Genomic DNA, 13,113 nt, shown 5'->3' with positions numbered 1-13,113 from the left:
AGAGAAAACCTCCTTCCCGTTTCAAATTACCAGCTTGCTTTTTTCACGCCTGGAATTTGACCTTTATAAGCAAGTTCACGGAAGCAAATACGGCAGAGTTTGAATTTGCGCAATACGGAGTGAGGACGTCCGCAACGCTCGCAACGAGTGTACGCGCGTACTGCAAACTTCGGCTGCCGCTGTTGCTTGATGATCATTGATTTCTTTGCCACATTCTTCCCTCCTTACGAGTGGGTTTATTTACGGAATGGCATACCCATTTGAGTCAGCAACTCACGAGCTTCCTCATCCGTTTTCGCGGAAGTAACAATAACGATGTCCATACCACGAACTTTATCAATTTTATCGTACTCGATCTCAGGGAAGATCAGTTGTTCCTTCAGACCGAGTGTGTAGTTACCGCGACCGTCAAAAGCCTTGGAAGAAATTCCACGGAAGTCACGAACACGCGGGAGAGATACGTTCATCAATTTGTCGAGGAAGTGGTACATACGCTCGCCGCGCAGAGTAACCTTTGCACCGATCGGCATACCTTCACGCAATTTGAAACCCGCGATGGATTTCTTAGCCTTTGTTACTACAGGTTTTTGACCAGCGATGATTTGCAGGTCTTCAATTGCAGTATCCAAGGACTTAGCGTTAGCTACCGCTTCGCCTACACCCATATTGATGATGATCTTTTCTACTTTCGGCACTTGCATGATGGAAGTGTAGTTGAACTTGCTCATCAAGCCAGGCACGATTTCGCTCGTATACTTTTCTTTCAATCTTGTTGCCATCTAGGATATCCTCCTTTCCAACCTGACTACTTGTCGAGTACTTCGCCAGACTTTTTCGCGTACCGAACTTTCTTGCCGCTATCCAATACTTTGTAACCGATGCGAGTAGCTTTTCCGGACTTCGGATCGATCAAAGATACGTTGGATACGTGAATAGCTGCTTCTTGAGTCACAATGCCACCTTGCGGGTTAGCTTGGGACGGACGGCTGTGTTTCTTCACGAGGTTGATACCTTCAACCAGAACGCGTTCTTTCTTCGGATAAGCAGCGAGAACGCGACCTTTTTTGCCTTTATCTTTGCCCGCATTTACGATAACAGTGTCGCCTTTTTTAACGTGCATCGCTTGGTGCACCTCCTATCGAACAAACTGCCTGAGTTTTGCCGTTCAATTAGATAACCTCTGGAGCCAGAGAGATGATCTTCATGAAATCCTTATCGCGGAGCTCACGAGCCACAGGTCCAAAGATACGAGTACCACGAGGGGATTGATCGTCTTTGATAACTACAGCTGCATTCTCATCGAACTTGATGTAAGAACCATCGTTACGACGAACGCCACTTGCTGTGCGTACTACAACCGCTTTAACTACTTGACCTTTCTTGACAACGCCGCCGGGTGTAGCGGATTTTACGGAGCACACGATAACATCCCCGATGTTCGCCGTTTTGCGACCGGAACCACCCAGAACCTTGATGCACATGAGTTCCTTAGCACCGGAGTTGTCAGCAACAGCCAATCTCGTTTGAGTTTGGATCATTTACTGTTCCTCCTTTCGGATTTATCTATCCGAAAATCTGACTTATACGATTACTGCCTCTTCAACGATACGTACCATACGGAAACGCTTGTCTTTAGACAATGGACGAGTTTCCATGATTTCTACGATGTCGCCAACTTTTGCTGCGTTGTTCTCATCGTGAGCCTTGAACTTTTTGGAGAATTTCATGCGTTTACCGTACAATGGGTGTGTCTTGTAAGTTTCAACAAGAACAACAATGGTTTTATCCATCTTGTCGGAAACGACGCGACCTACAACGGTTCGACGCATATTGCGATCTGCGGTCATCGTTCAAACCTCCTTCCTATAATTAGCCGATTCCCAATTCTCTCTGGCGCAGGACGGTTTTCGCACGAGCAATATCCTTACGCACTTGTTTGATACGAGATGTGGTTTCGAGTTGACCGGTAGCCAACTGGAAACGAAGGTTGAACAACTCTTCTTTCAAAGAAGTAACGTTTTGTTCGAGCTCGGCAGTGGTCAAATTACGGTACTCATTAGCCTTCATGTGCGTCACCACCCACTTCTTCACGCTTCACGAACTTGCACTTGATAGGCAGTTTGTGCATAGCCAGACGCATAGCTTCGCGAGCGACTTCTTCAGGAACACCAGCAAGTTCAAACATGATCTTGCCTGGCTTCACTACCGCTACCCATTTCTCAGGAGAACCTTTACCGGAACCCATCCGTACTTCGAGCGGTTTTTGTGTAACTGGTTTGTCAGGGAAAATTTTAATCCAGACTTTACCACCACGTTTAATGTAACGGGTCATTGCAATACGGGCAGCCTCGATTTGACGGTTGGTTACCCAAGATGGTTCCATTGCTTGCAATCCGTATTCACCGAACGCAACAGTGGTACCGCCTTTTGCGTTACCTGCCATTTTCCCGCGGTGTTGTTTACGGTGTTTCACGCGTTTTGGCGTCAACATGATTACTTGCCTCCTTCCTCAGTAGCGACGTTCTTTCTCGCTGGAAGGACTTCTCCACGATAGATCCACACTTTAACACCGATGCGACCATAAGTGGTATGTGCTTCAGCAGTACCGTAGTCGATGTCAGCGCGCAATGTGTGAAGCGGAACAGTACCTTCGCTGTAACCTTCAGAACGTGCGATGTCCGCGCCGCCAAGACGACCGCTTACCAAGGTTTTGATACCTTTAGCACCTGAGCGCAGCGAACGAGTGATCGATTGCTTTTGCGCACGGCGGAAAGAAATGCGGTTTTCCAATTGGCGTGCAATATTTTCAGCTACAAGAGTAGCATCCAGATCCGGACGTTTTACTTCGTTGATGTTGATATGAACGCGTTTGCCAGTCAGTTCGGTCAAAGTTTTGCGCAGAGTTTCAACCTCTGAACCACCTTTACCAATTACCATACCAGGCTTAGCGGTGTGAATCGTAACGTTCACGCGATTAGCTGCGCGTTCGATTTCGATCGTGGATACAGCAGCATCCTTCAGACGCCCTTTTACATACTTACGGATTTTCAAGTCTTCGTGCAACAGAGTTGCGAAGTCCTTGTCAGCGTACCATTTGGACTCCCAGTCACGAATGACACCGATCCGAAGACCTACCGGGCTTACCTTTTGACCCACACGTAATCCCTCCTTATTTCTCGTTTAGTACCACTGTGATGTGGCTCGTGCGTTTATGGATGCGGCTAGCGCGACCCATAGCGCGCGGACGGAAACGCTTCAACGTAGGACCTTGGTCTACGAAGATTTTGCCTACTACCAAGCTATTTGGATCCAGCTCATAGTTGTGCTCAGCGTTTGCAATAGCCGACTTCAGGAGCTTTTCAACAACTGGAGAAGCTGCCTTTGGCGTGTGTTTCAAGATCGCCAAAGCTTCACCTACTTGCTTGCCTCTGATCAAGTCAACCACCAGGCGGACTTTACGAGACGCGATGCGAATATTCCGTGCAACTGCTTTTGCTTCCATCTTTGTACCTCCTCTCTGTCAAGAGAAAATTAGCGCTTCTTGGACTTCTTGTCGTTGTCGACGTGACCCTTGAAGGTACGAGTTGGTGCGAATTCACCCAATTTATGACCAACCATGTCTTCCGATACGTATACAGGTACATGTTTGCGGCCATCGTAAACTGCAAACGTGTGTCCTACGAAATCAGGGAAGATGGTGGAACGGCGAGACCATGTTTTGATCACGCGTTTCTCGTTCTTTTCATTTTGCTCGTCAACTTTTTTCATCAAGTGGTCATCCACGAAAGGACCCTTTTTTAAGCTACGTCCCATTAGTGAACCTCCCTTCGCCATAGGCGTTCGGTTATAGTATCAGCCTACCTTACTTTTTACGGCGGCGGATGATGTACTGGTCGGACTTGTTCTTCTTCTTACGAGTCTTGAGACCCAGGGTTGGTTTACCCCAAGGAGTAACAGGAGCCTTACGACCGATTGGAGCGCGACCTTCACCACCACCGTGTGGGTGATCGTTAGGGTTCATTACGCTACCGCGAACTGTCGGGCGAATACCCAACCAGCGGGAACGTCCTGCTTTACCGATGTTCAGCAATTCGTGATCTTGGTTACCTACTTGACCGATGGTAGCGCGGCATACGTTATGAATGCGGCGAGTTTCACCGGAAGACAGGCGTACGATTACGAATTCACCATCACGACCAAGCAATTGAGCAGAAGTACCAGCAGCGCGAACCAATTGGCCACCCTTACCAGGTTTCAGCTCGATGTTGTGGATGGTAGTACCTACCGGGATTTTCTCCATTGGCAGTGCGTTACCGATTTTGATGTCGGCATCTGCTCCGGATACAATCTGGTCGCCCACTTTCAGGTTTTGTGGAGCGATAATGTAACGCTTTTCACCGTCTGCATAGTTGATCAGCGCAATGTTAGCGGAACGGTTTGGATCGTATTCAATGGTTGCTACGCGACCAATGATACCATCTTTGTTACGTTTGAAGTCGATAATACGGTATTTACGTTTGTGACCGCCACCTTGATGACGAACGGTAATTCTACCTTGGTTGTTGCGACCAGCTTTTTTGCTGAGAGGCGCCAACAAGGATTTTTCGGGAGTCGACGTGGTGATCTCCTCGAAAGTAGAAACCGTCATTTGGCGACGACCAGGAGAAGTCGGTTTAAACTTTTTGATACCCATGTTAATACCCTCCTTTTCGGTAGTCGTCGAGGTTATACTCCCTCGTAGAAGGCCAATTCTTTGCTGTCATCAGTCAGCTTAACGATTGCTTTCTTCCACTCGGATGTGTAACCGGAGTATTTTCCGTAGCGTTTTGGTTTCGCAGGTACACGAACTGTGTTAACTGCTTCTACTTTTACGCCAAATACTTTTTCAACAGCTTGTTTGATTTCTGTCTTGTTGGCTTTGAGAGGTACTTCGAATACGTACTTTTTCTCAGCCATCATGTCAGTGGTGCGCTCGGTAATGACAGGGCGTTTAAGGACATCATGAAGGCTCTTCATTAGGCGAGCACCTCCTCTACTTTCGCAATCGCTTCTTTCGTCACGATTACTTTGTCATGCGCTACCAGATCAAGAACGTTAATGCCTGCAGCATCTACGATTTTTGCACCTGGAATATTGCGGGAAGCAAGAGCTACGTTTTGGTCGTACTCGGAAGTAACGATCAGAACTTTGCGATCTGCTTTCAAGTTGTTCAGAACAACTGTCATTTCTTTAGTTTTAGGAGCTGCAATGTTCAGAGCATCCAAAACCAACATTTCATTGCTTTGTACTTTTGCGGAGAGTGCGGATTTCAGTGCCAAACGGCGAACTTTACGGTTCAGTTTGTAACCGTATTTGCGCGGAGTTGGACCGAATACAACACCGCCACCTTTCCATTGCGGAGAGCGAATGGAACCTTGGCGTGCACGTCCTGTACCTTTTTGGCGCCATGGCTTGCGGCCACCACCACGTACTTCAGAACGGTTCTTTACATCATGTGTACCTTGACGTTGGGATGCTTGTTGCATCACGATCGCATCGTACAGAACTGCGCTGTTAGGCTCAATCCCAAATACGCTGTCTGCCAGATCGATTTCGCCAACTTGAGAACCGCTTTGGTTATAAAGAGCTACTTTCGGCATGTCAGTTCCTCCTTTCCTTACTAGTTCTTCTTGACTGCCGTGGAAACCAGTACGCAGCCGTTTTTCGGACCAGGCACGGAGCCTTTTACGAGAATCAAGTTGCGTTCTGCGATAACTTTAACCACTTCCAGGTTTTGAATGGTAACGTTGTCTCCACCCATTTGACCTGGCAGGGTTTGGCCTTTAAATACACGACCTGGATCGACAGCACCCAAAGAACCTGGGCGGCGATGGTAGCGTGAACCGTGAGCCATAGGACCGCGGGATTGATTGTGACGTTTGATCGCACCTTGGAAACCTTTACCCTTGGTTACGCCGGCAACATCAACGAATTCTCCCTCAGCAAAAATGTCAGCCTTCAACTCTTGACCAACCTCATAGTCAGCGAGGTTTACTCCGCGAATTTCGCGAATGAAGCGCTTAGGAGCAGTGTTAGCTTTTGCTGCATGGCCTTTTTCCGGCTTGTTAGCGCGCTGTTCTTTTTTGTCTTCGAAGCCGATTTGAATTGCTTCATAACCGTCGTTTGCAACGTCTTTCTTCTGAAGAACTACGTTAGAACCTGCTTCGATAACCGTTACAGCAATCGCTGTTCCGTTTGGACCAAAAACTTGACTCATTCCAAGTTTTTTCCCTAAGATTCCTTTGGTCATTTGTGCCACCTCCTGTGCTTATTTCAGTAAAACGTTTTATGTTGTATCAAGTCCCCATCGATGCGCAGGGGTGCCATTTAAGGGTTTGTTGCTTGGTATAACACGCTTATCAAGACAACGTCTGCGCGTGTATCGCTTTTTGGGACCTTACAGTTTAATCTCGATGTCCACACCAGATGGCAGGTCCAGACGCATCAGAGCATCTACTGTTTGTGGTGTTGGATTCAAGATATCGATCAAACGTTTATGTGTACGCATCTCGAATTGCTCACGAGAATCTTTGTACTTATGAACCGCACGCAGGATCGTGTAAATTGCTTTCTCCGTAGGAAGTGGAATTGGACCGGATACGTTAGCACCGGAACGCTTCGCAGTGTCCACGATTTTCTCTGCGGACTGATCCAGGATTTTGTGATCATACGCCTTCAAACGAATACGAATCTTTTGCTTTGCCATTGAAGTCCCTCCTTTTTCGCCCATTTTTTAAACAGACATTTCTCCGTGGAAATATCCTGCACCCCAGTCATGGCAAAGGGCCCGGGTGTGTCAGCAACCTCCCACATCATCGCAAGTCCATGACCAACATTCAATATTGTACTAAAAAGATCTGGGCAACGCAAGTTTTTTCTTGGGTTTCCGTATATTTTTTTGTACATGGTGTGCCTACTGAATGACTCACCTTGATCATCTTACAGATTTCTGCGAAGAAAGGCAAGCGGGATTACCTGCCAACTCGCCGAGCAATCTATCTATAATAGAAGGAAGACGTTATACTTATGATTGTAATCGTTATGAAATGGAGGTTTTCCTCAATGTCTGATGTGAATCAAACCCCTTATGAAATCATTGGCGGTGCAGATACCTTGACCCGTCTTGTCGATACCTTTTATGATCTGGTAAAGCAGCATCCCGATATTACCGAACTCTTCCCTGAAGATTTAACGCAAGTGAAGGAGCGACAATATCAGTTTTTGACACAGTTTCTCGGTGGTCCAAGCCTGTATTCGGATGCCCATGGCCATCCAATGCTGAGAGCACGGCACATGCCGTTCCCTATTGGACCTATACAGGCAGAGGCTTGGCTCGCTTGTATGGATAAAGCCATGGATCTGACTGGACTCGAAGGCGAGATTCGGAAGCAAATCTTTGATCGCTTGCGTTTAACCGCCCACCATATGGTCAATAAGTGGGATCAATAAGAAAAAGCGTAGGACAATTACTGTCCTACGCTTTTGTTGTTATATCAGGCGTTGCTGCTGCACGTGTGGCTTTCGATCCCACCAGGCTACGCGATCCCAAATAAACACCGCCTACGATCATACACAGTGCTAGTAAGTGTACGAGTTGAAGGCTTTCTCCCAGGAATATCGCCGCAAATACCAAACTGGCCATTGGCATTCCATTTAGGAAAACAGCCGTTCGACTCGCTCCCAGCTGACGTATCCCATAATTCCAGCCGATCGAGCCGAGCGCTGTTGATAGCGCACCTGAAGCAAATATCACAAGCCATTGGAAGGAAGAAACATCCAAAGAAAGATAATAGGAAGCAGGTTGAACAGTCAATGCAACTCCCCACAAGAAGATGACCCCAAACATTTGCGATAAAGCCGTAATTAAAAGTACCGGTACCCCTCTTACGACCAATTTCCGTATGAGTAAACCACCCGTTACATACATGAGCATGGAGAAAAACATAATGGCATCTCCCCAGCCATTCATATGAAGGCCACCGTGCTGAGAGATGACGACAATCAATACTCCGGCAAAGCCCATTCCAATGCCAAGCCCTTTTTTCAACGACATGCCTTCCCCTAAGAAAAGCATCGCCAAGAGCGCCGTTGCCAATGGATTTAATCCAAGAATAAGCGATGCATTTCCTGCTGTCGTATATTGAACACCCGCCGCAAGCGTTATTTGATGAAGCGCGATAGAACTAGCACCGACTCCAGCCAACAAAAACCAATCTGTTTTGCTAAATCGCAAACTCTTTCTGTATAAGAAGATGAGTGGCGATAAACAGATTCCACCGACAGTCATGCGTATGGCGGCGACATATAATGGAGGGAACGTTGCTAAATATTTGACCATGACCACGTTCAATCCCCACAGCGTGACAACACCCGCAAGCATAAGAAACAATAATCGCTCATTATTTTTCATCTCTAGTATCCCCCATCCAATCCTGATGGTATTGTAGCATATTGCTACGAGAGGCAAATTGAATGATTTTGATGGGAGTTATTTAAAAATTCGATAAAAGCACATAAAAAAACCCGACAACCAAAGTTGTCGGGTTTTGTGTATCAGTAAAACCTAAGCGTCGATAGAAGCTACAACGCCTGCGCCTACTGTACGGCCACCTTCGCGGATCGCGAAGCGAGTACCTTGTTCCATCGCTACTGGAGCGATCAGTTCTACAGTGAACTCAGTGTTGTCGCCAGGCATGATCATTTCAACGCCTTCTGGCAGTTGGATGATACCTGTTACGTCAGTTGTACGGAAGTAGAATTGTGGACGGTAGTTAGCAAAGAAAGGAGTGTGACGTCCGCCTTCTTCTTTGGACAGAACGTAAACTTCTGCTTTGAACTTCGTGTAAGGCTTAACGGAACCTGGTTTCGCCAAGCATTGTCCACGCTCGATGTCGTTACGGTCTACACCGCGCAGAAGAGCACCGATGTTGTCACCAGCTTGAGCGGAATCCAGCAATTTGCGGAACATCTCAACGCCAGTTACAGTAGTTGTTTTTGTTTCTTCAGCCAAACCGATGATCTCAACTTGGTCACCAACTTTTACTACACCGCGCTCTACGCGACCAGTAGCAACAGTACCACGACCAGTGATCGTGAACACGTCCTCTACAGGCATCAGGAACGGCTTGTCAGTTGCGCGCTCAGGAGTTGGGATGTAGGAATCTACAGCTTCCATCAGCTCAACAATTTTCTTAGCCCAGTCACCAGTTGGGTTATCCAAAGCTTCTTTAGCAGAACCTTTGATTACTGGAGTGTCGTCACCTGGGAACTCATATTGAGACAACAGGTCACGGATTTCCATTTCAACCAGTTCCAACAACTCTTCATCGTCTACCATGTCGCATTTGTTCATGAATACTACGATGTAAGGTACGCCTACTTGCTTGGAGAGCAGGATGTGCTCGCGAGTTTGTGGCATAGGGCCATCAGCTGCGGATACAACCAGGATAGCGCCGTCCATTTGAGCAGCACCAGTAATCATGTTTTTCACGTAGTCAGCGTGACCAGGGCAGTCAACGTGAGCATAGTGACGGTTGTCAGTTTCGTACTCAACGTGAGCAGTGTTGATTGTGATACCGCGCTCTTTTTCTTCTGGAGCAGCGTCAATTGCAGCATAGTTCATAGCTTGTGCTTTACCGCTCTGTGCCAATACAGTTGTAATAGCAGCAGTCAGGGTAGTTTTACCATGGTCAACGTGACCGATAGTACCAATGTTAACGTGTGGTTTATTACGCTCAAATTTCGCTTTTGCCATGAGAGGAAAGCCTCCTTATAGATAAGGGTTTTATGGTTTGAAGAAAGGTTTACCTTACGAATGGTTGTCCCTTCCATATTGTAAACCTTTCTGATTGCAAGATAAAGCTGTAACCTGTAATTATTCGCCTTTAGATTTTTTGATGATCTCTTCAGCGATAAATTTAGGTACTTCTTCGTAGTGGTCGATCACCATGGAGTAAACGCCACGGCCTTGGGTACGGGAACGAAGAATTGTGGAGTAACCGAACATCTCGGACAGTGGTACCATCGCACGGATTACTTGTGCATTTGCACGAGCTTCCATACCTTCGATACGACCGCGGCGGGAGTTCAGGTCGCCCATTACGTCGCCCATGTACTCTTCTGGCATTGTAACTTCTACTTTCATGATTGGCTCGAGCAGTACTGCGCCACATTTTTTCGCAGCTTCCTTCAATGCGAGGGAACCTGCTACTTTAAATGCCATCTCGTTAGAGTCAACATCATGGTAGCTACCGTCTACGATAGTAGCTTTGATATCAACCAGCGGGAAGCCGGCGATAACACCATTTTTCATGGACTCTTCGATACCCGCTTGAACAGCAGGGATGTATTCGCGTGGTACTACACCACCAACGATTTTGTTTTCGAATTGGAAGCCTTGACCAGCTTCGAGTGGAGCAAATTCCACCCAAACGTGACCGTATTGACCACGTCCACCGGACTGACGAACGAATTTACCTTCCACTTTCGCTGCGTTACGGAATGTTTCACGGTAAGCAACCTGTGGAGCACCTACGTTCGACTCAACTTTAAATTCGCGTTTCAGACGGTCAACGATGATCTCCAAGTGAAGTTCACCCATACCGGAGATGATAGTTTGACCAGTCTCTTCGTCTGTACGAGTTCTGAACGTTGGATCCTCTTCAGCCAGTTTGGACAGGCCGATACCCATCTTGTCTTGGTCTGCTTTGGATTTTGGTTCGATCGCAACAGAGATAACTGGCTCTGGGAAGTCCATAGACTCGAGGATTACAGGAGCCTTTTCATCACACAGAGTATCACCAGTTGTTGTATCTTTCAAACCTACAGCTGCTGCAATGTCACCGGAGTAAACCGTTTGGATCTCTTCACGGTGGTTTGCGTGCATTTGCAGGATACGGCCTACACGCTCACGTTTACCCTTAGTAGAGTTGAGAACGTAAGAACCGGAATTCAGTACACCGGAGTATACACGGAAGAATGTCAAACGACCAACATACGGGTCAGTCATGATCTTGAACGCAAGAGCAGAGAACGGACCGTTGTCGTCAGCTGGACGATCAACTTCATCTTCAGTATCTGGCAATGTACCTTTAATTGCAGGGATATCTACCGGAGACGGCAGGTAAGATACTACGTTGTCCAGCATAGGCTGAACACCTTTGTTCTTGTAAGAAGAACCGCACATTACCGGCGTCAGTTTGCACTCAATAGTACCCTTACGCAGAGCAGCACGGATTTCGTCGTTGGTCAGCTCTTCGCCTTCCAAGTACTTCATCATGAGCTCTTCGTCTTGTTCTGCAGCTGCCTCAACCATCGCCATACGAAGTTCTTCGCAACGAGCGAGCAGGTCAGCAGGGATTTCAGCGGAGTCAGAAGTTTTACCCAAATCATCGGTATATACGATTGCCTTCATTTCGATCAGGTCAACCATACCTTTGAATTGATCTTCTGCACCGATTGGATATTGGATTGCTACAGGATTTGCACCCAGGCGAGATTTGATCTGACCCAAGCACATATCGAAGTTAGCACCCATGATATCCATTTTGTTGATGTAGCACATGCGTGGTACGCCATAGCGGTCAGCTTGGCGCCATACGGTTTCGGTTTGTGGCTCAACGCCACCTTTTGCGTCAAAAACGGTTACAGCACCGTCAAGAACGCGCAGGGAGCGCTCAACTTCTACAGTGAAGTCTACGTGGCCTGGTGTATCGATGATGTTGATACGATGACCAGCCCATTGAGCAGTAGTAGCAGCCGAAGTGATCGTGATACCACGCTCTTGCTCTTGTTCCATCCAGTCCATGGTTGCTGCACCTTCGTGCACCTCACCAATTTTATGAACGCGACCAGTGTAGAACAGAATACGCTCAGTAGTCGTCGTCTTACCAGCATCGATGTGAGCCATGATACCGATATTACGCGTATTCGGCAAAGAGAACTCGCGAGCCATTAGGTATGCTCCTTCCATACTCGAGTTTGAGAATAAACGGGTATCCAATACGGACACCCGATTCAATTCCTACCAGCGATAGTGAGCAAACGCTTTGTTCGCTTCAGCCATCTTGTGCGTGTCTTCACGCTTTTTAACTGCTGCACCGGTGTTGTTAGCAGCGTCCATGATCTCGTTAGCAAGACGTTGTTCCATGGTTTTCTCTCCACGGTTACGGGAGTAGTTAACCATCCAACGCAGACCAAGAGTGGTACGGCGCTCCGGTTTTACTTCGATTGGTACTTGGTAGTTAGCACCACCTACACGGCGAGCTTTAACTTCCAGTACTGGCATTACGTTTTTCAGTGCTTCTTCAAACACTTCCATCGGGTTGCGACCTGTGCGCTCCTGGATGATGTCAAATGCGTTGTAGAGAATGTTCTGAGCTACACCACGCTTACCATCCAACATCAGGCGGTTAATCAAGCGAGTAACCAACTTGCTGTTGTGAATAGGATCTGGCAGCACGTCACGACGGGTTACAGGACCTTTACGAGGCATCGTATTCCCTCCTTCTTTTCGATATAAAGTCACGCCACTTCACAGGCGTTTGTCTTATTTCTTTTTCGCTGCAGCTGCTGCTTGACCTGGCTTCGGACGCTTAGTACCGTACTTGGAACGACCTTGTTTACGGTTGTTCACACCAGCAGTGTCAAGTGCACCACGAACGATATGGTAGCGTACCCCTGGCAAGTCTTTTACACGACCGCCGCGCACCAGCACGACGCTATGTTCTTGCAGGTTGTGGCCAATACCACCGATGTAAGCTGTTACCTCGATTCCGTTTGTCAAACGCACACGAGCGTATTTACGCAACGCGGAGTTCGGTTTTTTCGGAGTCATGGTACCTACACGAGTGCAAACACCACGTTTTTGAGGAGAGCTTTGGTTGGTTTGGCTTTTCTTGAAGCTGTTGTACCCCTTTTGAAGAGCTGGGGACTTCGACTTCACAACCTTATCCTCGCGACCTTTACGCACCAATTGGTTAATTGTAGGCATGATGTTACCTCCCTTCTTAATACCCAATCTTCAAGACCACAGATCCAGGTGAGTCATTTTTAGGTCAAATAGAAAGTCCTTGT

Annotated in this window: 21 protein-coding genes; 1 reads left to right on the top strand and 20 read right to left on the bottom strand. The window is 47.4% G+C overall.

The features are described 5' to 3' along the window. Nucleotides 1-26: 26 nt before the first annotated feature. The 15 genes from POF51_RS30340 to rpsJ all read right to left on the bottom strand — a co-directional run bounded on the left by POF51_RS30340 (nucleotide 27) and on the right by rpsJ (nucleotide 6,745). Nucleotides 27-212: a type Z 30S ribosomal protein S14 gene (locus POF51_RS30340; protein ID WP_005828830.1), complete on the bottom strand. Its 186-nt coding sequence runs from the start codon at nucleotides 210-212 to the stop codon at nucleotides 27-29. A 24-nt stretch (nucleotides 213-236) separates the two neighbouring features. Beyond that, nucleotides 237-779 carry a 50S ribosomal protein L5 gene (gene rplE, locus POF51_RS30335; protein WP_007716254.1) on the bottom strand — a complete coding sequence of 181 codons (543 nt, stop codon included), beginning with the start codon at nucleotides 777-779 and terminating at the stop codon, nucleotides 237-239. 26 nt (nucleotides 780-805) lie between these two features. Beyond that, nucleotides 806-1,120, bottom strand: coding sequence for a 50S ribosomal protein L24 (rplX, locus tag POF51_RS30330; RefSeq protein WP_017247051.1), 315 nt, complete (start codon nucleotides 1,118-1,120; stop codon nucleotides 806-808). A 49-nt stretch (nucleotides 1,121-1,169) separates the two neighbouring features. After that, nucleotides 1,170-1,538 (bottom strand): 50S ribosomal protein L14, encoded by a 369-nt coding sequence (rplN, locus tag POF51_RS30325; protein WP_017247050.1) that lies wholly within the window; start codon nucleotides 1,536-1,538, stop codon nucleotides 1,170-1,172. 42 nt (nucleotides 1,539-1,580) lie between these two features. Beyond that, entirely contained in the window at nucleotides 1,581-1,847 is a 267-nt protein-coding gene (rpsQ, locus tag POF51_RS30320) for a 30S ribosomal protein S17 (protein WP_007716251.1), read from the bottom strand. Between the two features lie 22 nt (nucleotides 1,848-1,869). Then, complete coding sequence (gene rpmC / locus POF51_RS30315; protein WP_007716250.1) at nucleotides 1,870-2,067, bottom strand: 50S ribosomal protein L29; 198 nt, start codon at nucleotides 2,065-2,067, stop codon at nucleotides 1,870-1,872. Beyond that, nucleotides 2,057-2,491, bottom strand: a complete 435-nt coding sequence (gene rplP, locus POF51_RS30310) for a 50S ribosomal protein L16 (protein WP_007716249.1) — start codon at nucleotides 2,489-2,491, stop codon at nucleotides 2,057-2,059. Before rplP ends, rpmC begins: the two co-directional genes overlap by 11 nt. 2 nt (nucleotides 2,492-2,493) lie before the next feature. Then, complete coding sequence (gene rpsC / locus POF51_RS30305) at nucleotides 2,494-3,156, bottom strand: 30S ribosomal protein S3 (RefSeq protein WP_007716248.1); 663 nt, start codon at nucleotides 3,154-3,156, stop codon at nucleotides 2,494-2,496. A 13-nt stretch (nucleotides 3,157-3,169) separates the two neighbouring features. Next, the gene (gene rplV / locus POF51_RS30300; protein WP_017247049.1) at nucleotides 3,170-3,502 is read right to left on the bottom strand and encodes a 50S ribosomal protein L22; all 333 of its coding nucleotides are present in this window, start codon (nucleotides 3,500-3,502) and stop codon (nucleotides 3,170-3,172) included. Nucleotides 3,503-3,531: 29 nt separating this feature from the next. Then, on the bottom strand, nucleotides 3,532-3,813 hold the full coding sequence (gene rpsS / locus POF51_RS30295; RefSeq protein WP_007716246.1) for a 30S ribosomal protein S19: 282 nt from the start codon (nucleotides 3,811-3,813) through the stop codon (nucleotides 3,532-3,534). Between the two features lie 49 nt (nucleotides 3,814-3,862). Then, nucleotides 3,863-4,693 carry a 50S ribosomal protein L2 gene (rplB, locus tag POF51_RS30290; protein WP_007716245.1) on the bottom strand — a complete coding sequence of 277 codons (831 nt, stop codon included), beginning with the start codon at nucleotides 4,691-4,693 and terminating at the stop codon, nucleotides 3,863-3,865. Nucleotides 4,694-4,725: 32 nt separating this feature from the next. Then, nucleotides 4,726-5,016 carry a 50S ribosomal protein L23 gene (gene rplW / locus POF51_RS30285; protein WP_007716243.1) on the bottom strand — a complete coding sequence of 97 codons (291 nt, stop codon included), beginning with the start codon at nucleotides 5,014-5,016 and terminating at the stop codon, nucleotides 4,726-4,728. Next, on the bottom strand, nucleotides 5,016-5,639 hold the full coding sequence (gene rplD, locus POF51_RS30280) for a 50S ribosomal protein L4 (RefSeq protein ID WP_017247048.1): 624 nt from the start codon (nucleotides 5,637-5,639) through the stop codon (nucleotides 5,016-5,018). Before rplD ends, rplW begins: the two co-directional genes overlap by 1 nt. Before the next feature lie 20 nt (nucleotides 5,640-5,659). Next, complete coding sequence (rplC, locus tag POF51_RS30275) at nucleotides 5,660-6,289, bottom strand: 50S ribosomal protein L3 (RefSeq protein ID WP_017247047.1); 630 nt, start codon at nucleotides 6,287-6,289, stop codon at nucleotides 5,660-5,662. 147 nt (nucleotides 6,290-6,436) lie between these two features. Continuing rightward, nucleotides 6,437-6,745: a 30S ribosomal protein S10 gene (rpsJ, locus tag POF51_RS30270; protein ID WP_007716236.1), complete on the bottom strand. Its 309-nt coding sequence runs from the start codon at nucleotides 6,743-6,745 to the stop codon at nucleotides 6,437-6,439. Between the two features lie 356 nt (nucleotides 6,746-7,101). On the opposite strand from rpsJ, the gene POF51_RS30265 reads away from it, so the two are divergent. Further along, a complete protein-coding gene (locus tag POF51_RS30265) occupies nucleotides 7,102-7,488 on the top strand; it encodes a globin domain-containing protein (RefSeq protein WP_017247045.1) in 387 nt (128 codons plus the stop codon). Between the two features lie 25 nt (nucleotides 7,489-7,513). On the opposite strand, the gene POF51_RS30260 is transcribed toward POF51_RS30265, so the two are convergent. The 5 genes from POF51_RS30260 to rpsL form a co-directional block, all read right to left on the bottom strand. Beyond that, entirely contained in the window at nucleotides 7,514-8,449 is a 936-nt protein-coding gene (locus POF51_RS30260) for a DMT family transporter (RefSeq protein ID WP_069852855.1), read from the bottom strand. A 153-nt stretch (nucleotides 8,450-8,602) separates the two neighbouring features. Continuing rightward, on the bottom strand, nucleotides 8,603-9,793 hold the full coding sequence (gene tuf / locus POF51_RS30255) for an elongation factor Tu (RefSeq protein ID WP_017247043.1): 1,191 nt from the start codon (nucleotides 9,791-9,793) through the stop codon (nucleotides 8,603-8,605). Nucleotides 9,794-9,913: 120 nt separating this feature from the next. Continuing rightward, a complete protein-coding gene (gene fusA / locus POF51_RS30250; protein ID WP_017247042.1) occupies nucleotides 9,914-11,992 on the bottom strand; it encodes an elongation factor G in 2,079 nt (692 codons plus the stop codon). 69 nt (nucleotides 11,993-12,061) lie between these two features. After that, nucleotides 12,062-12,532 (bottom strand): 30S ribosomal protein S7, encoded by a 471-nt coding sequence (gene rpsG / locus POF51_RS30245; protein WP_007716226.1) that lies wholly within the window; start codon nucleotides 12,530-12,532, stop codon nucleotides 12,062-12,064. 54 nt (nucleotides 12,533-12,586) lie between these two features. Continuing rightward, nucleotides 12,587-13,030 (bottom strand): 30S ribosomal protein S12, encoded by a 444-nt coding sequence (rpsL, locus tag POF51_RS30240; RefSeq protein WP_005828873.1) that lies wholly within the window; start codon nucleotides 13,028-13,030, stop codon nucleotides 12,587-12,589. Between the last annotated feature and the right edge of the window lie 83 nt (nucleotides 13,031-13,113).

The organism is Brevibacillus sp. AG (assembly GCF_028369215.1).
In the GTDB taxonomy this organism is placed as follows: Bacteria; Bacillota; Bacilli; order Brevibacillales; family Brevibacillaceae; genus Brevibacillus; species Brevibacillus porteri.
The sequence above is the reverse complement of the archived record's forward strand: the minus strand, read 5'-3'. Positions and strand labels throughout refer to the sequence as shown.

What these genes read in the sequence shown, in the direction of transcription:
- rplE (WP_007716254.1), bottom strand. Translation starts at nt 779, where the DNA reads ATGGCAACAAGATTGAAAGAAAAGTATACGAGCGAAATCGTGCCTGGC.
- rplX (WP_017247051.1), bottom strand. Translation starts at nt 1,120, where the DNA reads ATGCACGTTAAAAAAGGCGACACTGTTATCGTAAATGCGGGCAAAGAT.
- rplN (WP_017247050.1), bottom strand. Translation starts at nt 1,538, where the DNA reads ATGATCCAAACTCAAACGAGATTGGCTGTTGCTGACAACTCCGGTGCT.
- rpsQ (WP_007716251.1), bottom strand. Translation starts at nt 1,847, where the DNA reads ATGACCGCAGATCGCAATATGCGTCGAACCGTTGTAGGTCGCGTCGTT.
- rpmC (WP_007716250.1), bottom strand. Translation starts at nt 2,067, where the DNA reads ATGAAGGCTAATGAGTACCGTAATTTGACCACTGCCGAGCTCGAACAA.
- rplP (WP_007716249.1), bottom strand. Translation starts at nt 2,491, where the DNA reads ATGTTGACGCCAAAACGCGTGAAACACCGTAAACAACACCGCGGGAAA.
- rplV (WP_017247049.1), bottom strand. Translation starts at nt 3,502, where the DNA reads ATGGAAGCAAAAGCAGTTGCACGGAATATTCGCATCGCGTCTCGTAAA.
- rpsS (WP_007716246.1), bottom strand. Translation starts at nt 3,813, where the DNA reads ATGGGACGTAGCTTAAAAAAGGGTCCTTTCGTGGATGACCACTTGATG.
- rplB (WP_007716245.1), bottom strand. Translation starts at nt 4,693, where the DNA reads ATGGGTATCAAAAAGTTTAAACCGACTTCTCCTGGTCGTCGCCAAATG.
- rplW (WP_007716243.1), bottom strand. Translation starts at nt 5,016, where the DNA reads ATGAAGAGCCTTCATGATGTCCTTAAACGCCCTGTCATTACCGAGCGC.
- rplD (WP_017247048.1), bottom strand. Translation starts at nt 5,639, where the DNA reads ATGCCGAAAGTAGCTCTTTATAACCAAAGCGGTTCTCAAGTTGGCGAA.
- rplC (WP_017247047.1), bottom strand. Translation starts at nt 6,289, where the DNA reads ATGACCAAAGGAATCTTAGGGAAAAAACTTGGAATGAGTCAAGTTTTT.
- rpsJ (WP_007716236.1), bottom strand. Translation starts at nt 6,745, where the DNA reads ATGGCAAAGCAAAAGATTCGTATTCGTTTGAAGGCGTATGATCACAAA.
- POF51_RS30265 (WP_017247045.1), top strand. Translation starts at nt 7,102, where the DNA reads ATGTCTGATGTGAATCAAACCCCTTATGAAATCATTGGCGGTGCAGAT.
- POF51_RS30260 (WP_069852855.1), bottom strand. Translation starts at nt 8,449, where the DNA reads ATGAAAAATAATGAGCGATTATTGTTTCTTATGCTTGCGGGTGTTGTC.
- tuf (WP_017247043.1), bottom strand. Translation starts at nt 9,793, where the DNA reads ATGGCAAAAGCGAAATTTGAGCGTAATAAACCACACGTTAACATTGGT.
- fusA (WP_017247042.1), bottom strand. Translation starts at nt 11,992, where the DNA reads ATGGCTCGCGAGTTCTCTTTGCCGAATACGCGTAATATCGGTATCATG.
- rpsG (WP_007716226.1), bottom strand. Translation starts at nt 12,532, where the DNA reads ATGCCTCGTAAAGGTCCTGTAACCCGTCGTGACGTGCTGCCAGATCCT.
- rpsL (WP_005828873.1), bottom strand. Translation starts at nt 13,030, where the DNA reads ATGCCTACAATTAACCAATTGGTGCGTAAAGGTCGCGAGGATAAGGTT.